The sequence below is a fragment of the Photobacterium kishitanii genome (assembly GCF_000613045.3).
Taxonomy (GTDB): Bacteria; Pseudomonadota; Gammaproteobacteria; order Enterobacterales; family Vibrionaceae; genus Photobacterium; species Photobacterium kishitanii.
Window position 1 is genome coordinate 1 of sequence record NZ_LN794352.1, and the last position, 22978, is coordinate 22978.

General features: G+C 43.0%; 25 protein-coding genes. 14 read left to right on the forward strand and 11 right to left on the reverse strand.

All coding sequences use genetic code 11. From position 1 onward, the window contains the following. The first annotated feature begins 284 nt into the window (after positions 1-284). The gene (locus PPBDW_RS00180) at positions 285-824 is read left to right on the forward strand and encodes a gamma carbonic anhydrase family protein (protein WP_036789019.1); all 540 of its coding nucleotides are present in this window, start codon (positions 285-287) and stop codon (positions 822-824) included. Positions 825-849: 25 nt separating this feature from the next. Here PPBDW_RS00180 and PPBDW_RS00185 read toward each other — a convergent pair whose 3' ends face one another. The 4 genes from PPBDW_RS00185 to tsaC form a co-directional block, all read right to left on the reverse strand. Continuing rightward, positions 850-1116 carry a DUF1488 family protein gene (locus tag PPBDW_RS00185; protein WP_036789022.1) on the reverse strand — a complete coding sequence of 89 codons (267 nt, stop codon included), beginning with the start codon at positions 1114-1116 and terminating at the stop codon, positions 850-852. 4 nt (positions 1117-1120) lie between these two features. Continuing rightward, entirely contained in the window at positions 1121-1942 is an 822-nt protein-coding gene (aroE, locus tag PPBDW_RS00190; RefSeq protein WP_036789024.1) for a shikimate dehydrogenase, read from the reverse strand. Positions 1943-2022: 80 nt separating this feature from the next. Beyond that, entirely contained in the window at positions 2023-2943 is a 921-nt protein-coding gene (gene hemF, locus PPBDW_RS00195; protein WP_036789026.1) for an oxygen-dependent coproporphyrinogen oxidase, read from the reverse strand. A 3-nt stretch (positions 2944-2946) separates the two neighbouring features. After that, positions 2947-3504 carry an L-threonylcarbamoyladenylate synthase type 1 TsaC gene (gene tsaC, locus PPBDW_RS00200; RefSeq protein WP_036789028.1) on the reverse strand — a complete coding sequence of 186 codons (558 nt, stop codon included), beginning with the start codon at positions 3502-3504 and terminating at the stop codon, positions 2947-2949. Positions 3505-3699: 195 nt separating this feature from the next. Here tsaC and purE point away from each other — a divergent pair, with 195 nt between their 5' ends. Then, positions 3700-4188, forward strand: coding sequence for a 5-(carboxyamino)imidazole ribonucleotide mutase (purE, locus tag PPBDW_RS00205; protein ID WP_036789030.1), 489 nt, complete (start codon positions 3700-3702; stop codon positions 4186-4188). Next, positions 4188-5306 carry a 5-(carboxyamino)imidazole ribonucleotide synthase gene (locus PPBDW_RS00210; RefSeq protein ID WP_036789032.1) on the forward strand — a complete coding sequence of 373 codons (1119 nt, stop codon included), beginning with the start codon at positions 4188-4190 and terminating at the stop codon, positions 5304-5306. Before purE ends, PPBDW_RS00210 begins: the two co-directional genes overlap by 1 nt. 63 nt (positions 5307-5369) lie before the next feature. Here PPBDW_RS00210 and PPBDW_RS00215 read toward each other — a convergent pair whose 3' ends face one another. From PPBDW_RS00215 to PPBDW_RS00230, 4 genes are read right to left on the reverse strand one after another with little or no spacing between them, the layout of a single operon-like run. After that, positions 5370-5930, reverse strand: coding sequence for a DNA topoisomerase family protein (locus PPBDW_RS00215; protein ID WP_036789034.1), 561 nt, complete (start codon positions 5928-5930; stop codon positions 5370-5372). 2 nt (positions 5931-5932) lie between these two features. Then, positions 5933-6406 (reverse strand): DUF494 family protein, encoded by a 474-nt coding sequence (locus PPBDW_RS00220; protein WP_036789036.1) that lies wholly within the window; start codon positions 6404-6406, stop codon positions 5933-5935. 2 nt (positions 6407-6408) lie between these two features. Beyond that, complete coding sequence (gene dprA, locus PPBDW_RS00225; RefSeq protein WP_036789647.1) at positions 6409-7509, reverse strand: DNA-processing protein DprA; 1101 nt, start codon at positions 7507-7509, stop codon at positions 6409-6411. Positions 7510-7514: 5 nt separating this feature from the next. Beyond that, positions 7515-8585, reverse strand: coding sequence for a LysM peptidoglycan-binding domain-containing protein (locus PPBDW_RS00230; protein WP_036789038.1), 1071 nt, complete (start codon positions 8583-8585; stop codon positions 7515-7517). Between the two features lie 347 nt (positions 8586-8932). Between PPBDW_RS00230 and def the strand changes: the two genes are divergently transcribed. From def to PPBDW_RS00255, 5 genes are all read left to right on the forward strand, one after another. Then, positions 8933-9433: a peptide deformylase gene (gene def, locus PPBDW_RS00235; protein ID WP_036789040.1), complete on the forward strand. Its 501-nt coding sequence runs from the start codon at positions 8933-8935 to the stop codon at positions 9431-9433. 24 nt (positions 9434-9457) lie between these two features. After that, positions 9458-10402, forward strand: a complete 945-nt coding sequence (gene fmt, locus PPBDW_RS00240) for a methionyl-tRNA formyltransferase (RefSeq protein ID WP_036789042.1) — start codon at positions 9458-9460, stop codon at positions 10400-10402. 85 nt (positions 10403-10487) lie between these two features. After that, positions 10488-11768, forward strand: a complete 1281-nt coding sequence (gene rsmB, locus PPBDW_RS00245; protein WP_036789044.1) for a 16S rRNA (cytosine(967)-C(5))-methyltransferase RsmB — start codon at positions 10488-10490, stop codon at positions 11766-11768. A 126-nt stretch (positions 11769-11894) separates the two neighbouring features. Further along, a complete protein-coding gene (trkA, locus tag PPBDW_RS00250; RefSeq protein ID WP_036789046.1) occupies positions 11895-13271 on the forward strand; it encodes a Trk system potassium transporter TrkA in 1377 nt (458 codons plus the stop codon). 6 nt (positions 13272-13277) lie between these two features. Then, positions 13278-14723 (forward strand): TrkH family potassium uptake protein, encoded by a 1446-nt coding sequence (locus PPBDW_RS00255; RefSeq protein WP_036789048.1) that lies wholly within the window; start codon positions 13278-13280, stop codon positions 14721-14723. A 72-nt stretch (positions 14724-14795) separates the two neighbouring features. Here PPBDW_RS00255 and trhA read toward each other — a convergent pair whose 3' ends face one another. Together trhA and PPBDW_RS00265 are read right to left on the reverse strand one after the other, a co-directional pair. Beyond that, positions 14796-15455: a PAQR family membrane homeostasis protein TrhA gene (trhA, locus tag PPBDW_RS00260; protein ID WP_036789050.1), complete on the reverse strand. Its 660-nt coding sequence runs from the start codon at positions 15453-15455 to the stop codon at positions 14796-14798. Between the two features lie 150 nt (positions 15456-15605). Then, positions 15606-16283: a FadR/GntR family transcriptional regulator gene (locus tag PPBDW_RS00265; RefSeq protein ID WP_036789051.1), complete on the reverse strand. Its 678-nt coding sequence runs from the start codon at positions 16281-16283 to the stop codon at positions 15606-15608. Between the two features lie 343 nt (positions 16284-16626). On the opposite strand from PPBDW_RS00265, the gene PPBDW_RS00270 reads away from it, so the two are divergent. From PPBDW_RS00270 to PPBDW_RS00285, 4 genes are all read left to right on the forward strand, one after another. After that, positions 16627-16830 (forward strand): hypothetical protein, encoded by a 204-nt coding sequence (locus tag PPBDW_RS00270; RefSeq protein WP_036789053.1) that lies wholly within the window; start codon positions 16627-16629, stop codon positions 16828-16830. Positions 16831-16987: 157 nt separating this feature from the next. Beyond that, entirely contained in the window at positions 16988-17254 is a 267-nt protein-coding gene (locus PPBDW_RS00275; RefSeq protein ID WP_036789055.1) for a YihD family protein, read from the forward strand. Positions 17255-17411: 157 nt separating this feature from the next. Continuing rightward, on the forward strand, positions 17412-18398 hold the full coding sequence (locus PPBDW_RS00280; protein WP_036789057.1) for a serine/threonine protein kinase: 987 nt from the start codon (positions 17412-17414) through the stop codon (positions 18396-18398). An 81-nt stretch (positions 18399-18479) separates the two neighbouring features. After that, the gene (locus tag PPBDW_RS00285) at positions 18480-19079 is read left to right on the forward strand and encodes a thiol:disulfide interchange protein DsbA/DsbL (RefSeq protein ID WP_173425439.1); all 600 of its coding nucleotides are present in this window, start codon (positions 18480-18482) and stop codon (positions 19077-19079) included. A gap of 64 nt (positions 19080-19143) precedes the next feature. On the opposite strand, the gene PPBDW_RS00290 is transcribed toward PPBDW_RS00285, so the two are convergent. Beyond that, positions 19144-20676: a YifB family Mg chelatase-like AAA ATPase gene (locus PPBDW_RS00290; RefSeq protein WP_036789061.1), complete on the reverse strand. Its 1533-nt coding sequence runs from the start codon at positions 20674-20676 to the stop codon at positions 19144-19146. Between the two features lie 393 nt (positions 20677-21069). Between PPBDW_RS00290 and ilvG the strand changes: the two genes are divergently transcribed. Then, positions 21070-22716, forward strand: coding sequence for an acetolactate synthase 2 catalytic subunit (gene ilvG, locus PPBDW_RS00295; RefSeq protein ID WP_036789063.1), 1647 nt, complete (start codon positions 21070-21072; stop codon positions 22714-22716). Positions 22717-22718: 2 nt separating this feature from the next. Next, positions 22719-22967, forward strand: coding sequence for an acetolactate synthase 2 small subunit (gene ilvM, locus PPBDW_RS00300; RefSeq protein WP_036789065.1), 249 nt, complete (start codon positions 22719-22721; stop codon positions 22965-22967). Positions 22968-22978 lie beyond the last annotated feature (11 nt).

Consider the following 22978-nt stretch of genomic DNA (forward strand, 5'->3'; position numbering starts at 1 on the left):
TTATTGATAAATCTTTCGACTTAACTATTCAGTGAGTGCCCACACAGATTGCATGGTCAAATTGTTAAAGAACAATACTGATTTCGTTGCTAGCCAATGGCTTGCTCCGTGTCAGTGAGGTCGTAGTATAGAGAGTTCGATCACATTAGCAAGGGCTAAAGTGCAATAAATTTGTCATATTTGCCCGAACGTCCAAATAACGATCAACCATTAATGTTTTGGTTGTTAATCACACGAAAGTTTCGCTATGGTGAACCCACTGTTTTGACTAAGTAGGCATTTTTATGACATTTCCTCTTCGCCATTATCAAAATCATCTGCCGCAACTGGCCAATAATGTCTATATAGATACCACTGCAGTAGTTATCGGCAAAGTTAACATCGGTGAGCATAGTAGTCTCTGGCCATTAGTGGTGGCGCGAGGGGATGTTAATCACATTCGTATTGGCCAGCGAAGCAATATTCAAGATGGCTCGATACTTCACGTTAGTCGTATCAGCACTATCAACCCCGAGGGGTATCCGCTACTAATCGGCGATGATGTTACTATTGGTCATAAAGCGATGTTGCATGGTTGCCAAATCAATGACCGAGTACTGGTTGGTATGGGGACCATTATTCTCGATGGTGCAATAATTGAACATGATGTCATTATTGGTGCTGGTAGTTTAGTGCCGCCAAAGAAGCAACTCTGCTCAGGCTTCCTTTATATGGGAAGCCCTGTGAAACAAATTCGGCCATTAACAGCGCAAGAGCTAATATCATTACCACAATCAGCGGCTAATTATGTGCGTCTGAAAGATGAATACCTTACTAATGGTTAAACATCACCATTAAATAATGGTGATGTTATTCGTTGATGACAATATCACCATTATCATTAAAGTCTTCATCTTCAATCATCGCTTCTGCGATATCTTCAATATCAAACCGATATTCAATAAAGACAGCAATAGCTTCTTCTGCTGTCGATAGAACTTGACCACTTTGTTGCTGTAACCACGATAATGGCAACCAACAATTAATCAGTGCTCCACCTTGCTGGGCTGAAAAATGCATCGCTTGTTGATCTGAGTGCCATGTTTGGATATCAGTAAATAATATATTTTGATTCATGTTATTACTCTTGTAGAAGGCGTCTTAATTCACGTTGTACTTGTTTTGCACCGGGACGTAACCCACGCCACAACATAAAACTCTCTGCAGCTTGCCCAACTAACATCCCTAAGCCATCAATAGTCTTCAGCGCTCCTTGCTGTTGTGCCCACAGATTAAATGCCGTAGCCGTTGAACCATAGACCATGTCATAGCAACTTGTATGCTGATCAATTATTGATGTCGGAACAACAGGAATCTCACCACTCAAACTTGCTGAGGTTGAATTAATCACGACATCAAAAGCCTGTTCACCTAAAGCATCAAAAGATTGCGCTTTAATATCACCATATTCAGCAAATAAGGCTGCTAACTGCTGAGCTTTAGTGACAGTACGATTACTAATAATAACGGTCTGTGGCTGCTGGGCTAATAAAGGAAGAATAACCCCTCGAGCCGCACCGCCTGCGCCAATCAACAAAATACGCTTACCTTTGAGTTCAACCTGTTGTTGCAATAAGTCTTGAACTAAACCTTCGCCGTCAGTGTTATCACCGAGAATACCGCCGTCATCTAAACGTTTTAGCGTATTTACCGCTCCGGCTAATCGTGCTCGCGGGGTTAATTGGCTAGCATATTCGAACGCTTGTTCTTTAAATGGCACCGTAATATTGCAACCTTTACCGCCATCATTAAAAAAAGCATTCATTGCTGCGACAAAGCCATCGAGTTGCACTAGCTGGCTGCGATAATCCATATTCTGACTAGTTTGACGGGCAAAGAGGGTGTGAATAAAAGGGGATTTACTGTGACTGATGGGATTCCCCACCACGATATATTTGTCCATAGTCCATTACTCAAATAAAAGGGCCGATATATCGACCCTACCACTGGATGAAATCACTGACAAATATTGTCGATACTAATCTACCACTCTCGTGGATGAAGATAATCACGACTCAAACTCGCTTCTGCAGAATCAGGATCTGGCTGATAGCAATATTCCCAGCGTGCTAATGGTGGCATAGACATTAATATTGACTCGGTGCGACCACCGCTTTGCAAACCAAACAGCGTGCCACGATCGTAAACTAAGTTAAATTCGACATAACGACCACGACGATAAAGCTGAAATTCACGCTCGCGTTCACCATAAGGTAATTGATGTCGCTGAGCCACTATCGGTATATAAGCATCAACAAAACCATTACCGACCGCTTGAGTATAAGCAAAACACTTTTCAAAACCCCAGTGATTAAGATCATCAAAGAACAGACCGCCAATACCACGGGTTTCATTGCGATGCGGTAAAAAGAAATATTTATCACACCATGCTTTATGCTGTGAATAGACATCATCACCAAACGGAGCACAGATAGCTTTAGCGGTATTATGCCAATGCTGACAATCATCATCAAAGGGGTAAAACGGGGTTAAATCAAACCCACCACCAAACCACCATACTGGTGCTTCCCCGTCTTTTTCTGCGATAAAAAACCGCACATTGGCATGAGATGTAGGCACATAAGGGTTATTGGGATGAATCACTAATGACACTCCCATCGCCTCAAACCGACGGCCGGCTAATTCCGGACGATGAGCTGTCGCAGAAGCGGGCATCTCATCACCATACACATGTGAGAAATTTACCCCCGCCTGCTCAAACACCTGACCATTACGTAATACTCGACTACGACCACCGCCACCTTGTTCACGCTGCCACTGATCTTGTTCAAATTCAGCACTGCCATCTTGCAGCGCTAATGCTTGGCAGATAGTGTCTTGAAGTTGGAGTAAAAAAGTTTTTACTGCCTGCTTATTTAGCTCTATTTGTTCACGATCAGTCATTAGTTACCCCTGACGGAAAATATTACCCGTTTGGGCATCTCGAATTTCAGAAGGATTAGTACGGCCTCCGGTTTCACCATCAAGTATGGCCGCCAGCTTATCTCCAAGCTGTTGTTCTACATCAGCCACTGTTCGTCCAGGTTCAAGTCCAGTTAAATTAGCACTGGTTGAAGTCAAAGGCTTACCAAACTGACGACACAATTGCTGTACTAATGGGTGATCAGTTACCCGTACTGCAATAGTGGTAAATTGGCCAGTTAAAAAAGCAGGTACATTAGATTTGGTCGGCATTACCCAGGTTACAGGCCCTGGCCATGATGCCAAAACCGTTTGTTTCTGCTGCGGTGTTAATTGACTATCATCGATATAAGGCAGTAACTGCTCATAATCCGCCGCAATTAATATTAACCCTTTTTCTACTGGGCGCTGTTTTAATGCTAATAATTTATTAACCGCCTGTTGATTGTCAGGATCACAACCAACACCAAATACAGCTTCGGTTGGATAACCAATCACTTGGCCTTGCTTCAGTGCTGTAACGACTTGCGTAATATTTGCCACAAATTCCTCTACTCTTTATTCAGCTGATATTTTATTTTTTAGTTATGATTATCATCATACCGACACATGCTTAACAACACCATTTAAGGTTAATCATAGCGTAACTTTACCCACGCAAACGTTTTCCTTTGGCTGAAATCACCGTATAATGCAGGAAATTACACTTTAGTCGTTCATTACCTATAGGAGATCGGAATGAAAGTTGGAATTATCATGGGATCAAAATCTGATTGGCCAACCATGCAACATGCCGCAGAAATGCTAGAGCGCTTCAATGTTGCTTACGAAACTAAAGTGGTTTCAGCCCACCGCACTCCTCATCTATTAGCTGAATATGCAGAAACAGCCCGTAGTCGCGGTATTAGTGTGATCATTGCCGGCGCTGGCGGTGCGGCACATTTACCCGGAATGACAGCGGCTTTTACCAGTTTGCCTGTCCTTGGTGTACCTGTGCAATCACGTGCTTTAAAAGGCATGGACTCACTATTATCAATTGTGCAAATGCCTAAAGGTATTGCTGTTGGCACCCTCGCAATTGGTGAAGCTGGTGCTGCTAATGCGGGTTTATTAGCTGCGCAAATCATAGCTACTCATAACCCAGAGATTTTAGCTGCCGTTGAAGCATTCCGCCAACAGCAAACCGACACCGTACTCGATAATCCTAATCCGGCCGAGGATGCATAATGAAGCAGGTACTCGTACTTGGCGCTGGGCAACTTGCACGGATGATGGCATTAGCTGGCGCACCGCTTAATATCAATGTCATCGCCTATGATGTTATAACCGCTGATGTTGTACACCCACAGACCCAACAGCGCCAATCATTATCACTGATTGAAGCCATAGCTGCAGTCGATGTTATTACAGCAGAGTTTGAACATATACCGCATGCTATTTTAACGCTCTGTGCAGCAAGTGGAAAATTTAAACCTCACCCTGATGCGATAAAAGCCGGTGGCGATCGCCGCATCGAAAAAACCTTATTGAATAACGCTAAGGTTGCTAATGCTCCCCATCATATTATTAATACCCGCGCAGATTTAGACACCGCTATTGCTGCAATTGGTTTACCTATGGTATTAAAAAGTGCCCTTGGTGGTTATGACGGTAAAGGTCAATGGCGCTTAAAAACCAATGACCAAATTGAATCGGTATGGACCGAAATGGCGCACTGCATTGCGGCAAGTGATAACCAAGCGATTGTCGCTGAGAAATTTATCAGTTTTGATCGTGAAGTGTCTTTAATTGGTGTTCGTAATGCCAATGGTGACATTAAAACCTATGCCCTTAGCGAAAATGTTCATACTGATGGGGTACTAAGCCTCTCAACCGCCATTGTTGGTGACATAACACTTCAACAGCAAGCACAACAGATGTTCGCTGCCATTGCTGAACAACTCAATTATATTGGCGTGCTGGCACTGGAATTTTTTGAGGTTAATGGCCAGTTATTGGTCAATGAAATTGCACCTCGAGTACATAACTCTGGTCATTGGACTCAACAAGGGGCGGAAACCTGTCAATTTGAAAACCATCTCCGTGCCGTATGTGATCTACCATTAGGTGGTACCGAGCTTATTCGTCCTAGCGCGATGATCAATATTTTAGGTCAAGATAGCCTACCATTGGCGGCATTAGCATTGGAAAGTTGCCATGTGCATTGGTATGGCAAAGAACAACGCGCAGGCCGTAAAATGGGGCATATTAATGTTTGCGCAGCGACTCCTGAGCAGCTGCAATATCAATTAATGTTACTAGGGCAAATATTACCGCAACAATATTTCCCAACGTTACCGCGCTAAATAACTGTTATAAAAAAAGCCTGCATAGCAATGCAGGCTTGTTAATATTGTTCAATCTATTAACTATTTTTCAAGATCTTGATAGGCATTACATTTGCGATCAGCGCATTGTAATTTAGTCCCACTGACTAACTTCTTTTCTAGCAATAATCCAAAACCGCACAGCTGACACACGCCAACAACCGGTTTATTGTTGACAGCAAAACGACATTGCGGGTATTTATCGCAAGCATAAAACAATTTGCCATAGCGTGATTTACGCTCGACTAGATGACCTTGATGACACTCAGGGCAATCTATGTGGGTTTGCTGGGGCTTTTTTTCTGGCGATGCAAGATAATGGCATTGTGGATATGCCGAACAACCAATAAACATTCCATAGCGACCTTGGCGTAATACCAATGGTTGCGCACATTCAGGGCAAGGCATATCAAGTTGTTTTACAATATGGCCGTCATTTTGTTTGAGTGGCTGAATATAATCGCACTCAGGATAATGATCGCAGCCTAAAAAAGGACCATGCTTACCAAACCGCATCACCAAATCAGCACCACACTGGGGGCATGATTGCTGATGTAACGCCTGTTCATGCGCTGAAAATAATGGCTCACTATCGGTTGTCATTATTAATGTATAACCTCATCTTCAGCACCATATAATAATTCTTCCACTTGATCATAAGCAGCTTCATTACCTGGGGCGTTAAATAACACCATCAGAATAATCCATTTCAAATCATCAAGTACAAACTCTTGAGTATCGAGTTCCATGACTCGATCAATCACCATTTCTCGAGTATCGGTATTTAACACATCAATTTGTTCAAGATAAAGCAGAAAACCACGACAAGCCGTATCCATACGCAGCATTTCTTTATCGGTATAGATGCGCATTGATGTGATCGCACTATGGTTAACATAAGGTGTATGCTCTGTCTCTTGTAAAGCAGCCAGTTTTTCAAGCCACTCTAATGACTTGTAAATATCATCCTGATGAAAACCTGCACGTAAAAGTTCTTCAGAGAGTTCGTCTTGATCGACTAACAACTCGGCTTCACTTTGAATATAGGTTTCAAATAGATACATAAGAATATCCATCATAACTAGCCCCTCCTCGCTCTGATATAACCACCGGGCACTGCCGTCACCCAACCAGACAGCTCTAATTCTAATAATTGCGGTAAAATTTGATGGATGGGTTGTTTACAGCGTTCAGCAACGACATCTACGGGTGTTGCTTCGGTGCCTACGTTAGCCAACAGTGTCGGAAATGGCAATTCTTCATTTTCCTTAGTTGCTAAAGGCACGCCTATTTGATTGTTTATTGCACATTCTGTCAGGCTTCCTACCTCTTCATAAATATCAGTCGGACTTTCTACCAGTTTAGCACCTGATTTAATCAGTGCATTACAGCCACGACTAGCGGGATTATGAATTGAACCTGGTAGCGCGAAAACCTCTCGTCCTTGTTCTAACGCATAACGTGCTGTAATTAATGAACCACTTTTTTGAGCCGCTTCAATCACCAACACTCCTGTCGATAAACCACTTATAATACGATTTCGACGCGGAAAATTTTGTGGGCGTGGTTGCTGTTGCGGCCAAAACTCAGACACTAGTGCACCTTGCTCAGCAATACTGGCAGCTAATGAGCGATGTCTCGCCGGATAAATTTGATCAAGCCCAGAGCCTAACACTGCAATCGTTAATCCACCTGCTTGCAACGCCCCTTGATGTGCTTGACCATCAATGCCTAACGCCAAGCCACTGGTGACCACATAATTATTAGCCGCTAATGCTTTAGCAAAATGAAACGCGGATTCACGCCCATCAATTGATGCCGAACGACTACCAATAATGGCAATTTGCGGTGCACCTAAACATGATATATCTCCACGCACAAATAATATTGGCGGTGGTGAAGCGATTTGTTTCAATAAATGCGGATAATAGGGCGAAGAGAGGGGCAAAATATGCTGTTGCGGAGCCTGTTGCCATTGTAGCGCATCGTGTAGTTGCGATTGATTTGGATGCAGAAAAGCCTGGATTTGTTGCGTCGTTAAACCACTTTGTTGTAATTGTTCGACCGTCATGAAGGCTAATTGCTGTGGGTTCACATTGACTAACAAGCGCTGAATACGACTGCCACCTAATGAAGGGACAGCAGCCAATTGTAACCATGCCATTAATTCCGTTTCAGTCATAGCCACTATAAGCGTGGTGCTTGAGCAACCACTCCAGGTTTAAATGGGTGTTGATTATTAAGCACCACAGCTAAGCTAAAATACTCATAAGGGCGTAATATCATTGCTTGCGCCATCACGACAGAGCCCAATTGCGTACTATCAGTTAATAGAGTACTGGCTTGATAATGATACTGACCTTTATTACCTTGAACTTGGGCTCCGGGCTTAAACAGCTCAAACACTTGTCCTGCAACCATACCGTCAAGATGACCACGATCGAGCACAATCACATCATAATTGGAGATATAACTGTAACCACTTATTTGACCCAATACCGTGGCTGATAACGATAGCGGTGGTATTATAGGAAAGAACGATAAATCAGCATTAATATCACGCCCTAGCAGGGGCAATAAAATATCATTCGGCATAATCTCTTGTTGAAAACGATCAACTTGTAATTGGCTGGTGACACCATCACTGGCAATAACCGTAACATCAGCAATTTCTTTTAGGGTTGATATTCTGGCAGTAATAGCGGTGTTCTCAGTTTTTGAGGGGTTATCTTGTCGCACAAAATCTTGTTCTAAGCGATATACTCGCCACTGACTACTTAGAGCCAAAGATTGATCAGCCCACAACACATCACCAACAGCAATATAACCACGCTCTTCGCTGGTACCTAACACCTGAGGTTGGGCTGGAATAGCTTCGGCACTGATTAATTTATCTTGAGCTACATATGCCACCATTACATATCCAGGCAACGACGTAATAGGTTGCCGCACAACCCGCATTTGAGGCGATAATTTAATGAACTTATTCAGGCTTAACTGCGGCTTACCATTAACCCAAATAAGCTGTAGCCGATCACCGGGATAAATTAAATGAGGGTTTTTTATCGCGCTATTTTTTTGCCATAGCTGCGGCCACGACCACGGATTACTCAAAAATAGCGCAGAAATATCCCATAAGGTGTCACCTTTTTTAACCACATAAACGTCAGGATAACTGTTTTTTAGTTGTGGTTGCGGTGCGGCAACCACCAACGGCATAAAAAGAATAAAACTAATGATAAGACTCCATTGCCTCATATGATCCGTTCCTTCGATTACACAAATTGCGACCTAGCAATAATAAAACAATTAATTACATTGGCAGAGGTTGGCATTAGCTCTTTGATTAGTCGACTGTTTAACTACCACCACCCAGTGGTTTTCGGCTTATGTCACGATTTAATAACCACTGTTACATCGAAGATGCTTTAACTTTGCGCAGAGCTAACAGTAATTTTTTTAACTTTCACGGTATCCATTTCGCGATTACAACCCCGTTAACTACCACCACACGCATTAGGTACTGTTATTTGAGTGCTAAAATGACTAGAATTAGACCAACAACGCTATATCTTTCTAGTAACCGTTAACGAATTCGAGCCCTTATGTCGCTATTGTCAGTTTTAATCTTTCCAGATGACCGTCTACGTACCGTAGCCAAGCCAGTTGAGGCGATTACGCCACAAACCCAGCAGATCATTGATGACATGCTTGAAACCATGTACGAAGAAGAGGGTATCGGTCTTGCTGCAACCCAAGTCGATATTCATCAACAGATTGTGGTTATTGATGTTTCAGAACAACGTGACCAACCAATGGTACTGATCAACCCTCAAATTACTGCCGCCCATGGTGACGATGGTATTGAAGAAGGTTGTCTTTCAGTACCAAGTGCACGTGGGTTTGTACCGCGCGCAGCAACAATCACTGTGTCGGCATTAGACCGTGACGGCAACAAAATTACTTTTGAAGCTGATGACCTACTGGCGATTTGCATTCAACACGAATTGGATCACCTTGCTGGGAAACTGTTTGTGGATTACTTATCACCACTTAAGCGTCAACGCATTAAAAGCAAATTAGAAAAATTGAAACGTTCTCACTAACAACACTCACCATTCGAGGTTATCTTGAGTAAACCATTACGCATTATTTTTGCAGGTACGCCTGACTTCGCCGCCCGTCATTTGGCGGCGTTATTGTCTTCACAGCATCAGGTTGTGGCAGTTTACACTCAACCAGATCGTCCTGCTGGTCGCGGTAAAAAACTCACCGCAAGCCCGGTTAAAAATATCGCCGTAGAACACGATATTTCAGTGTTCCAACCAGCCTCATTGCGTAACCTTGAAGCCCAACAACAACTTGCCGCTATTGAAGCAGATATCATGGTTGTTGTGGCTTATGGTTTATTATTACCTCAAGAGGTACTTGATACACCACCACTAGGTTGTATCAATGTTCACGGCTCAATTTTGCCTCGTTGGCGTGGCGCTGCACCTATTCAACGTTCAATTTGGGCGGGCGATAAAGAAACAGGTGTGACTATCATGCAAATGGATATCGGCCTTGATACTGGTGACATGCTACAAGTCGCAACATTACCAATCACAGCCACCGATACCAGTGCCACCATGTATGAAAAATTAGCAGATCTCGGCCCTAACGCATTAATTGAGTGCTTAAATAATATTGCTAACGGCACCGCCGTTGCGACCAAGCAAGATGATACTCAAGCAAACTACGCCAAGAAATTAAGCAAAGAAGAAGCCCAAATTGATTGGACTATGGATGCAACAGCAATTGAACGTTGCGTACGTGCGTTTAATCCATGGCCAATGAGCCACTTCACTGTCGCTGAACAAACGATCAAAGTATGGCAGACCAGTGTTGAAGATGATAACCAAGGTCAATTACCCGGTACGATTTTAGCTGCTGATAAACACGGTATTGTGGTCGCAACAGCTAATGGCGCCTTGCGTCTATTATCACTGCAACCACCAGGTAAAAAAGCCATGTCAGCCGCAGATTTATTAAACTCGCGTCGAGAATGGTTCCAAGTCGGCAACCAACTTTAAACACCAAGGCCAGGGTTAAGTCACTGGCTTTTCTTTTTCAGATTAACCACGTATCGCCAGCATCAACGGCGTTCAGGAAACAGCTATGAATGTAAGAGCCGCTGCGGCCAAAGTAATTTATCAGGTCGTTGATCAAGGGCAGTCATTGTCTGCCGCGCTACCGTTAGCGCAGCAGAATATCAGAGAACGTGATCACGCTTTATTGCAGGAAATCTGCTACGGCGTATTACGCTGGCTACCTCGATTAGAGTCAATCACTCAAGCATTAATGGAAAAGCCATTAACCGGTAAACAACGGGTTTTTCATCACCTGATTTTAGTTGGCTTATATCAACTCGGTTATATGCGCATTCCTGCTCACGCTGCGGTTGCTGAAACGGTTGATGCGACTAAGACTCTCAAGAAACCCCAGTTACGAGGGTTAATTAATGCCATTTTGCGCAGCTACCAACGTCAGAAAGAGACCCTTGATGAGCAAGCTATAAGTCATGATGCCGGTAAATATGGTCACCCAAGCTGGTTATTAAAATTACTCAAAGCCAGTTACCCAGATCAATATGCTGCTATCTGCGAAGCGAATAACACCAAAGCGCCAATGTGGTTACGAGTAAATAGTCATCACCATGATCGTGACACTTACCGCGCATTATTAGACGCTGAAGGCATTGCTACCGAGTTACACCCACAAGCAGCAGATGCACTACGATTAATTTCACCGTGTGATGTCACCAAATTACCTGGGTTCAGTGATGGCTGGGTCTCAGTTCAAGATGCAGCCGCACAATTGGCGGTTGATTATCTACAACCTCAAGCGGGAGAGTTAATTCTTGATTGTTGTGCCGCACCAGGTGGTAAAACCGTCCATATCATGGAGCGTGTACCTTCTGCGCAAGTGGTTGCGATTGATTGTGATGAAAATCGCCTTAAACGTGTCTATGAAAACCTTGAACGTTTACACCTTAGTGCACAAGTGTTGTGTGCTGATGCTCGTTACCCTGACCAATGGTGGCATGGCGAAAAATTTGATCGCATTTTGCTTGATGCGCCGTGTTCAGCAACCGGCGTTATTCGTCGTCATCCTGATATTAAGTGGTTACGCCGAGGCGAAGATATTGCCGCGTTAGCCTTGCTACAGGCTGAAATTTTTGATGCGATGTGGTTGCAATTAAAGCCAGGCGGTACTTTGGTTTATGCGACATGTTCAATCACTCCTCAAGAAAACTGTGATCAAGTAAAAGCATTCTTAAGTCGCACTGCTGACGCGACGTTAATTGATAGCGATCCCGCGTCTCCAGGACGTCAGATTCTACCAGGTGAAGATGCGATGGATGGTTTTTACTATGCAGTATTAACCAAATCAAACTAAGATAAATCACTAACAATAGCGGAACTTGGCTCCAAGATTCCGCTTTTTAGTCTCTTTTATACGCCAATCGCTGTCGATTTTATAACGCAGTGACTGTTAGTTGGCATTACTCATCAGGCATAGACTATGAAAATTATCATTCTCGGCGCTGGACAAGTTGGCGGCACTCTTGCTGAAAACCTTGTTGGCGAGAATAACGATATAACCATCGTTGATAAGAACCCAGAACGTCTTCGGGAACTGCAAGATAAATACGACCTTCGAGTGGTACAAGGTTTCGCAAGTCACCCGCAAACACTACGTGATGCCGGTGCTCAAGATGCCGATATGTTAGTGGCTGTGACCAACTCTGACGAAACCAACATGATCGCGTGCCAAATCGCGTTCTCATTATTTAACACCCCTAACCGTGTCGCTCGAATTCGCTCACCAGAATATTTGCGCGAAAAAGAGCAATTATTCCAATCAGATGCGGTTCCTGTCGATCATCTTATTGCACCTGAAGAACTGGTTACCGATTACATTGAACGCTTAATCGAATACCCAGGTGCATTACAAGTGGTTAGTTTTGCTGAAGAAAAAGTCGGCTTAGTGGCAGTAAAAGCCTATTATGGTGGCCCTCTTGTTGGGAATGCATTATCAGCATTACGTGAACACATGCCTCACATTGATACTCGTGTCGCTGCAATCTTCCGTCAAGGCCAGCCAATTCGTCCCCAAGGCACTACTATTATAGAAGCGGATGATGAAGTGTTCTTTGTTGCAGCCAGTAACCATATTCGTTCGGTCATGAGCGAACTGCAACGACTAGAGAAACCTTATAAACGACTAATGATTGTCGGTGGTGGTAATGTTGGTGCGGGTTTAGCACGCCGGCTAGAGCAAAACTACAGTGTTAAATTAATCGAGCACAATCAACAGCGCGCTGAGAATTTATCTGAAATGCTGCAAGATACTATCGTCTTTTGTGGCGATGCTTCGGATCAAGAACTACTCAGTGAAGAGCATATCGAACAAATTGATGTATTTATTGCAGTAACTAATGATGATGAAGCTAATATCATGTCTGCGATGCTGGCTAAACGCTTAGGCGCCAAAAAAGTAATGGTACTGATCCAACGTGGCGCTTATGTTGATTTAGTTCAAGGCGGCACCATTGATATTGCAATTTCACCTCAGCAAGCAACAATTTCAGCATTGCTTACTCATGTTCGTAAGGCTGATATCGTTAACGTATCATCACTACGCCGTGGTGCAGCTGAGGCGATTGAGGCCATTGCTCATGGCGATGCCAGCACATCGAAAGTCGTTGGGCGTGCCATTAGTGAAATTAAACTTCCTCCGGGCACTACCATTGGTGCTGTTGTCCGTGGAGAAGAAGTGCTTATTGCGCACGATCGAACCATGATTGAGCAAAATGACCACGTCGTTATGTTCTTAGTTGATAAGAAATATATCCCTGACGTTGAACGTCTTTTCCAACCGAGTCCCTTCTTTTTGTAACTGCTTATGGTTAATTTACGTCCAATATTATTTGTACTCGGACTGGTGCTATCTAAAATAGCCCTGTTTATGTATGTACCCACCTTAGTCGCCTTTTTTACCGGTACTGAAGGTTTCATGGATTTCGCAGCTGCAGTGATTATCACGCACTCAGTGGCTTTCTTGTTACTTTCTTACGGTAAAACCGATGAGTTTAAGCTCAGTGTGCGGGATATGTTCTTGATCACCACCTTAGTGTGGACCGTTGCCAGTGCGTTTGCAGCGCTACCTTTTGTGTTTATTAATCACATCAGTTTTACTGATGCGTATTTTGAAACCATGTCAGGTATCACTACAACCGGCTCGACGGTATTAAGTGGTCTCGATCAAATGGCACCCAGTATTTTACTCTGGCGCTCGACCTTGCAATGGCTGGGCGGGGTCGGATTTATTGTAATGGGAGTGGCCATTTTACCGATGCTTAATGTCGGCGGAATGCGATTGTTCCAAACCGAATCATCAGACTGGTCAGACAAAAGTTCTCCCCGTACCAAAAGCGTCGCCAAAAATATCATCAATGTATATTTGATTCTCACCGTACTATGTATCATTGCGTTTATGTGCGCAGGAATGAATACTTTTGATGCTATCAACCACGCTTTTACAACACTATCAACAGGCGGGTATTCAACCTCTGATGGTTCTATGAACCACTTCTCACACAGTGCCCAATGGGTAGCGACCTTCTTTATGTTTGCTGGCGGACTGCCATTCTTATTGTTTGTCCAAGCACTAAGAAATCGTCATCCACGGACATTATTTGGTGATGCTCAAGTAAAGGGTTACACCTTATTTGTGGTGGTAGCGAGTTTAATTGTTGCAGCCTGTCTGATCTTTAATAAAGGTTACTCAGTACTCGATGCAATGCGATTGTCGTTTTTTAATATCATCTCTGTCGTCACTACTACCGGCTTTGGCCTCGGTGACTTCACCGCTTGGGGACCGTTACCAACAATTATCTTTGCGTTTACGTTACTGGTTGGTGCTTGTTCAGGCTCAACCAGTGGTGGGATTAAAATCTTTCGTTTCCAAATTGCATTTTCACTATTACGTAAACACATTATGCAATCGATTCATCCGTCGGCATTGTTCATTCAACGCTATAACGGCCGTCCAGTAACCGATGACATCGTGCGTTCAGTAGTGGCCTTGGTGTTTACTTTTATCATGACCATTATTGTGATTGCTTCAGTGCTGGCGTTACAAGGCTTAGATCCTATCACCAGTATTACTGGTGCAGTCACTGCGGTCGCTAACGTCGGTCCAGGTATGGGTACAATCATTGGCCCAACCGGAAACTTTGCTAGCTTACCTGACTTATCAAAATGGACGTTAAGTTTAGGGATGTTGATGGGGCGCTTAGAAATACTCACCGTGTTAGTGGTGTTTGCGCCTGCTTTCTGGCGTGATTAATCGGTACCAATAATCGAGAAACAAAAAGAGAGCGCAGTGCGCTCTCTTTTTTTAGGCGTTATTTTTATTCAATCACAGCGGCTTAATATAAAAGTAAATCGCACAAAAATGACAGATTGAGCCACCTAAAACAAATAAGTGCCAAATAGCGTGGTTATAAGGAATGCGCTTATTGACATAAAACACCACCCCTAGCGAATAGATCACTCCACCTAACGCTAATAACACTAATCCACCAGGTGCTAACGACATCGCTAATTGATAAATAACAATTACCGATGACCACCCCATAGCAAGATAGGTTAATAATGACAATTTTTTAAAACGATGAATAAAAGCAATTTTGGCAACAATACCAATCAGAGCTAATCCCCATAGTACAGCCATCAATCCTAGCGCTAATGGTGTTCGCAAAGCGACTAATAAAAATGGGGTGTAGGTACCCGCTATTAATAAATAAATAGCGCAATGATCAAAGATCTTTAATGGCTTTTTAATACTCTCTGTTGGAATTGCATGGTATAAGGTTGAAGCAAGGTACAATAAAACCATACTCATACCATAAACAATATAGCTCACAATAGTTAGTGTATCAGCTTGTAAAGCAAAGGCTTTATCTAACAACAAATATAGACCAAACACTGAAAACAACAGCCCAAGGCCATGACTAACACTGTTAGCTACTTCTTCTGCCGTTGAATAACCTAACTCAGCCTTGATTACATTATTCATGGTTTATATACCTCAAAAGACACTTAATTCAATTATTGTTATTTTTCAGCTTACACTTGTAAGCTTAAATTAAGCAACCTTTTGTTGATCACTTTACAACGGTATTCTTTTTAATAAAAAAAGGAGCCATCAGGCTCCATCATTAACGACTTATTGCAATAACTCTAACGTTGCTTGGCGGGCAGCATCTGGATCACGATTTAAAATACCATCAACAATCTGCTGATGGATATCAAGCTGCATCACTTCTTCACGAGTCACTACACGGAAATAATTTTCAAATACGGCTTTGAACAAATTTCCAAATGGACTAATAAAATGATTCCCTGAGGAAAAATAAACTAATTGATGGAAGCGAGTATCAATTTCAATCCACCGCTCTTGATCAAAATTATCTTTCATTTGATGCATTTGCTGCATCAGCAATTCAAATTCAAGTCGATCTTCTGTTGTCGCATGCACTGCAGACAACGCTGCCGCTTCAGGTTCTAACATCAAACGTACTTTTTGATACTCGATAATCAACTCTGAATCAGCATCAAAATCTAACCAAGCTAACAAATCTTGATCAAGATAATTCCAATTTTTCTTAGGCATTACTCGTGTGCCAATCCGTGGACGTGGCAATACCATACCTTTCGCCGCTAGCATTTTTATCGCCTCACGGACAGCTGTACGACTCACGCCATACATTTCACCTAACTCAACTTCACCTGGTAAAATATCGCCAGGTGCAGGATTACCGATTAAAATACGACGACCAATAGCCTCTGCTAATCGGTAAGATAAGTTACGATTGGCAACAATACGTTGCTGCTCCTGATCCATAGATCCTCTCCCAAGGCCTCTGTTGTACTACTAACTAGCGCTAAATAGGGTAATGCCTAAATTTCGATAACGGCTGCTACCTTTATATATAAAGGCCAAACGACACGGTGCATCAAGGGATTAATTATTGCAATAGTTACTATAGAAACAACGTAATAATTAAATATTAGCATTTTATTGCTTATTTTATGCTCGACTTTTAATAACGGGATTGTTATCCTGCGCGCGATTTGGTTAACAACCAACCAATATTCTGATGGATGGGTTCTACCCAGTAGGGAATTTTCCCTTCAGATATATTTTTATTTTTTTGGCCATGGATGAGCCTGACAATAGGTGAAATATGCGCCCAGCATCCACAGTCAGGTATGCAAGTACCCCACGTAGTCCATCACGTTTACGTGCTAGCTCCCACGCACCACAATTTAAAGTTAACGCTAAAAAAGCAACAACGACTGAAGTACATTTAACTAACGCAGATGCGCAGCTAATAAAGCCGCAACAAATCTTGTCTGAACTGAACCTCAGCCAACAACAACAGCGTTAATTGTTATATTAAGCAGCCGCGGCTGCTTTTTTATTAACATAATTTTGGCACAAGAGATACATTGTAACCCAGCTGGGTTTGTTATAATTTATCGGTACTAAAATAACGATAATACAATCGTATAACGATTGACTCAGCCCAAGCTACGGAGTTAACAATGAAAACCCATCGCGTTAATGAACTAATTGAATTACTACACCCTGAGTGGAAAAAAGATCCCGACCTTAACTTAGTTGAATTTTTACTAAAATTAGCGGCAGAAGCCAAATACCAAGGCTCGCTTGAATCATTAACTGATGATGTTCTAATTTATCATTTAAAGATGCGTAATAGTGACAAGGATGCCATGATTCCAGGTCTGGCTAAAGATTGCGAAGACGACTTTAAAACCGCTATTTTACGCGCACGTGGCATTATTAAATAAAAGTTTTATATTATTACTTAAGCCAGTTATTAGTAACTGGCTTTTTTTTGCCTAAAAATCGAATGACAAATCATAGCCGCCAATAATGTTTCATTTGTTTTAATTCAATTCACAGTTAAGCTAAGCAACTATTCCAAGCCAGATTCAGGATCCCGTCATGGAAAAACAAAGTTTTAGTTTTGCAGATCTCAGCCCCGATGTCCTACTTGATGCGTTAGATAGTGTTGAGGTTCATGCCGAGTCTGGTTTATTGGCTCTCAATAGTTATGAAAATCGCGTCTATCAATTTAAAGCAGAAGATGGTCAGCGCTATGTAACTAAGTTTTATCGTCCAGCCCGTTGGAGCGATGAACAAATTAATGAAGAACATCAATTCACTCTTGAGCTTGAACAACAAGATATTCCGGTTGCAGCACCTATTGCCATCAATGGCACGACTTTGCACCATTATAACGGCTATCGATTTGCAGTATTTCCAAGTGTCGGCGGGCGCCAATTTGAAGTTGATAACTTTGACCAATTAGAGTGGGTCGGACGCTTTTTAGGCCGAATTCATCAAGTGGGTCAACGCCAACCTTTTATTCATCGCCCAACATTAGGCTTAGAAGAATACGTGTATCAACCTCGGCAAGTACTCGCCGATAGCGACTTTATTCCTGATTATCTTAAACAAACATTTTTTGCTGATCTTGATCGCCTAATTACTGAAATTGAAGCTCATTGGTCAACTGATTGGCCAGCTTTGCGCCTGCATGGTGATTGTCATCCGGGTAATATTTTATGGCGCGATGGACCGATGTTTGTCGACTTGGATGATGCCCGTAATGGTCCTGCCATTCAAGATTTATGGATGATGCTTAATGGTGAGCGGCATGACCAACTGGCACAACTCGATACAATTCTTGAAGCCTACAATGAATTTGCGGATTTTGATCCCCGCCAACTTAAATTAATTGAACCCTTACGTGCACTCAGAATGGTGCACTATATGGCATGGCTAGCAAAACGTTGGCAAGATCCAGCATTTCCTCGAGCATTTCCATGGTTTGGTGATGCAAAATATTGGGAAGGTCAGGTTTTGGCGTTTAAAGAGCAAATTTTCAGCCTAAATGAACAACCATTGCAGCTAATGCCACAATGGTAAGGTAATATAAAATAACACTATTAATTACTCTACTCGGCTAATATCTAGCTAACGACACGGATAATCAGGAACCCCAAAATGATGAAGAATTTACTTGCACTCGTCAGTGCTGCTTTATTGTCTTTTTCTGTTCATGCTGCCAAATTTACGGAAGGCGACTACTACAAGGTATTAGATCAACCACAATCAACAACGCCAGTTGTGACTGAGTTCTTTTCACTTTACTGCCCACATTGTTTTCAATTTGAACCTATGATTCGAGAGTTGAAAACAAAATTACCAAGCAATGCCAAACTTCAAAAAATGCACGTGTCATTTATGGGTGGCTCGATGGGTAAAGTGATGAGTAAAGCATACGCAACTGCCGTTATTTTAAACGTTAACGACAAAATGTTACCGGTGTTATTTAACCGTATTCATACCCTTAACCAACCACCACGTAACGAAGCTGAAGTGCGTCAAATTTTCATTGATGAAGGTGTACCAGCAGCAGAGTTTGATGGTGCTTTCAATAGCTTTGCGGTTAACTCAATGGTCAACCGTTATGATAAAGCCTTTGAAGATGCAGGCTTAACTGGGGTTCCAGCAGTAGTCGTTAATAATAAATACTTGGTAAAGACGGGTAAAATTAAATCTGCTGATGAATATTTTGAGTTAGTTAACTTTTTACTTAAAAAATAACATCACGGATAAATAATTATTGGTATTCAAAAAGAGGCTTTAATCAGCCTCTTTTTTTATCGCTCTAAATCACCTGACAACTTAGTTGCTTCAATAACCGATCCATCGCTCGATATCCTAACGCTTCAGCTAAATGCGCACGTTGAATTTGCTCTTGCTCTGCTAAATCAGCAATGGTACGCGCCACCTTAATAATACGATGATAAGCTCGAATTGATAATCCTAGTTGGTGGAGCGCATTTTCTAAAAACTCAGCATCTTTAAATGATAATTCACAGTATTTATCTAATTCTCGCGTCGAGAGTAAAGCATTTACTTTACCGCACCGCGCCAACATTCGCGCTCGCGCTTGATCAACCCGCGCTTTAATGACCGTACTCGGTTCACCACGATCACCGCCAGTGGTTAATGTTCCTCGCGGTAAGGCGGGAATCTCTAATGACATATCAAATCGATCTAACAATGGCCCAGATAGGCGACTTAAATAACGTAAAATAGCTTGGGGGTTAGTCCGCGATTGATTGCCTTCGTAGTAACCCGTCGGGCTCGGGTTAAGTGCACCAATCAATTGAAAACGCGCTGGAAAGGTAGTTTTGGCTGTCGCCCGCGATATCACAATTTGTCCCGACTCTAACGGCTCACGCAATGAATCCAACACCTTTCGTTCAAATTCAGGCATTTCATCTAAAAATAATAACCCATTGTGAGCTAATGAAATTTCACCAGGTTTAGGGACCGAGCCCCCGCCAACTAAGGCAGCCATTGAGCTAGAATGATGCGGAGTACGAAAAGGGCGATTTAGCCAATTACCTTGGTGTAATGATTGCTGAGTTAATGATGCTACCGCTGCTGTTTCGATAGCTTCTTGATGGGTCATTGGCGGTAATAAATCCCGTAATCGAGATGCCAACATCGTTTTACCGGTACCAGGAGGACCTAACAAGAGTAAATTATGACTGCCTGCCGCAGCGATTTCTAACGCTCGCTTACCTTGCTGCTGACCAATAATATCTTGCATATCGCGCTGTTCATTTATCGCAACAGTGGTTACTGTTGAACGTGGTTGAAGATGTAATTGCAACTGTTGTTGACCACATAGAAAACCACACACCGCTAATAAGGTTGGGGCTGATTTATGCTGTTGTTGCGCCACTAAAGCGACCTGATCACCATTTTGATCCGGCACAATTAAACAACGCTTGGCTTTCAATGCGGCCAATGCCGCCGGTAATGCACCTTTAACCGGTCGTAAATCGCCCGATAATGCCAGTTCACCAATAAACTCGTGCAGAGCTAATCGATCAGAGGGTATTTGTCCAGACGCCGCCAAAATTCCCAGTGCTATCGGTAAATCAAATCGACCCCCTTCTTTGGGTAAATCGGCAGGGGCTAAATTAACCGTAATTCGTCGCGACGGGAATTCAAATTGGGCATTAATAATTGCACTGCGGACTCGATCTTTAGCTTCTTTTACCGTCGTTTCAGGTAAGCCAACGAGAGTAAAACTCGGCATACCATTACTTAAATGTACCTCAACAGTTACTGGTGGGGCTTCAACGCCCACACAAGCTCGACTATGAACAATAGCAAGTGTCATTGATGACTCCACATTAGCTGGCAACTCACACCAGTGGGTTAATGAAATTTATCGAAGGTGTTACATCAAAGCTCCATTAATGCAGTGAGTTTGCCAATAAAACCACATTTTCTTCTTGTCATGTGACACAGATCTGTGTTACCACTTAGGTATAGCAACAACTAAACAATAAAAGTTGGACAATCATGCGCACAACTGCAACATCCCTAATACTCATTATTAACGTCATCGTGGTGATTATCTCACCGCGCAGGGGATTTGCAGGCGTAAATTAGCGCTACCAGACACAGCAAAGCCCCCGCACTGAGAAGTTCGGGGGCTTTTTTAAATCAACAAATTTAAATACAAAATCAGGATTGGTTTTCATTTTAGCCACACACGCAAGGAGCAGCGATGACAGGGGCAGAGTTAGTCGTACAAGCGCTGCAACAGCAGGGGATAAAAACTATTTTTGGCTATCCAGGTGGAGCAATCATGCCCATCTACGATGCGCTTTATGATGGTGGCGTTGAACATATTTTATGCCGCCATGAGCAAGGGGCAGCAATGGCTGCGATTGGAATGGCACGTGCAACCCAAAGTGTTGCAGTTTGTATGGCAACATCCGGTCCAGGAGCGACCAATTTAGTTACCGGCTTAGCTGATGCCCTCATGGACTCGGTGCCATTAGTTGCCATCACAGGCCAAGTTGCCAGCTCACACATTGGCACTGATGCTTTTCAAGAAATGGATGTGATTGGAATGTCATTATCCTGTACTAAACACAGCTATTTAGTCACGGACATTGATGAGCTCGCACCGACATTAGCCGAAGCCTTTGTGGTTGCTCAAAGTGGTCGTCCAGGACCAGTTATTGTTGATATCGCCAAAGATGTGCAATTAGCAACCTCACCAACGGCACTATTACCTACCATTACGCCACCACCATTACCGATTGCTGACACTGCCGCGATCACTAACGCACAACAATTATTACGCCAATGTCAGCGACCCGTCTTGTATGTCGGTGGTGGAGTACAAATAGCGCAGGCAACCACAGCACTACGCCAATTTCTCACCAACAACCCAATGCCTTCCGTCAGCACCCTTAAAGGCTTAGGCTCTGTCGCTCGCCATGATCCGCATTATCTTGGCATGCTGGGTATGCACGGCACCAAAGCAGCGAACCTTATTGTCCAAGAGTCCGATTTATTGATCGTGGTTGGGGCGCGGTTTGACGATCGAGTAACGGGCAAACTAGATACCTTTGCACCACATGCCAAAGTGATCCACATTGATATCGATGCCGCCGAGTTTAATAAACTCCGCCATGCCAATGCTCCTTTGCGCGGCGATATTAAGCTGATTCTACCGCAACTGAAACTCCATCAGGATATTAGCCGTTGGTTAACCCACAGCGAGCATTTACGTAAAATTGGTAAATGGCGCTACGATCATCCGGGTGAATTAATTTATGCGCCATTACTGCTAAAACAGCTGTCTGACATGATGCCCAATAACAGCATGGTATCGACCGATGTCGGTCAACATCAAATGTGGGCCGCACAACACATTCAACCTCGTGAGCCACAAAACTACATTACCTCCGCTGGACTTGGCACGATGGGGTTTGGTTTACCCGCAGCAATGGGAGCTAGTGTTGCTCGCCCAAATGATCAATCTATCTTAATCTCTGGTGATGGTTCATTTATGATGAATGTGCAAGAGCTTGGCACTCTTAAACGCCGTCAAATCCCCGTAAAAATGGTCCTGATTAATAACCAACGCTTAGGCATGGTGCGTCAATGGCAATCTCTATTTTTTGATGGCCGCCATAGCGAGACAATTTTGGATGATAATCCTGATTTTGTGATGCTGGCACGCGCATTTGATATTCCCGGTAAAACGATCACCCGCAAAGATGAAGTTGCGCCAGCACTGGCTGAAATGCTTGCTAGCGATAGCGCTTATTTATTACATGTGGTGATTGATGAAGAGCAAAACGTATGGCCCTTAGTACCACCGGGTGCAGCCAATCAAGATATGCTGGAGAACACTTAATCATGGATAGATATTTACTCGACATCAAAGCGCACGATAAGCCAGTATTACTTGAACGTATTTTACGCGTGATCCGCCATCGCGGATTTGTGATCAAAAAAGTGGATGCAACCCAAAATCACCATAGCAATATCGCCACTATAGCTATTATTGTCGATAGTGATCGTCCGATTAGCATTCTCATTAATCAAATAGAAAAACTCTGGGATGTAACCACGGTTACCACCTCACAAATCGACAATCTGGATTAAATTTAAGAAGG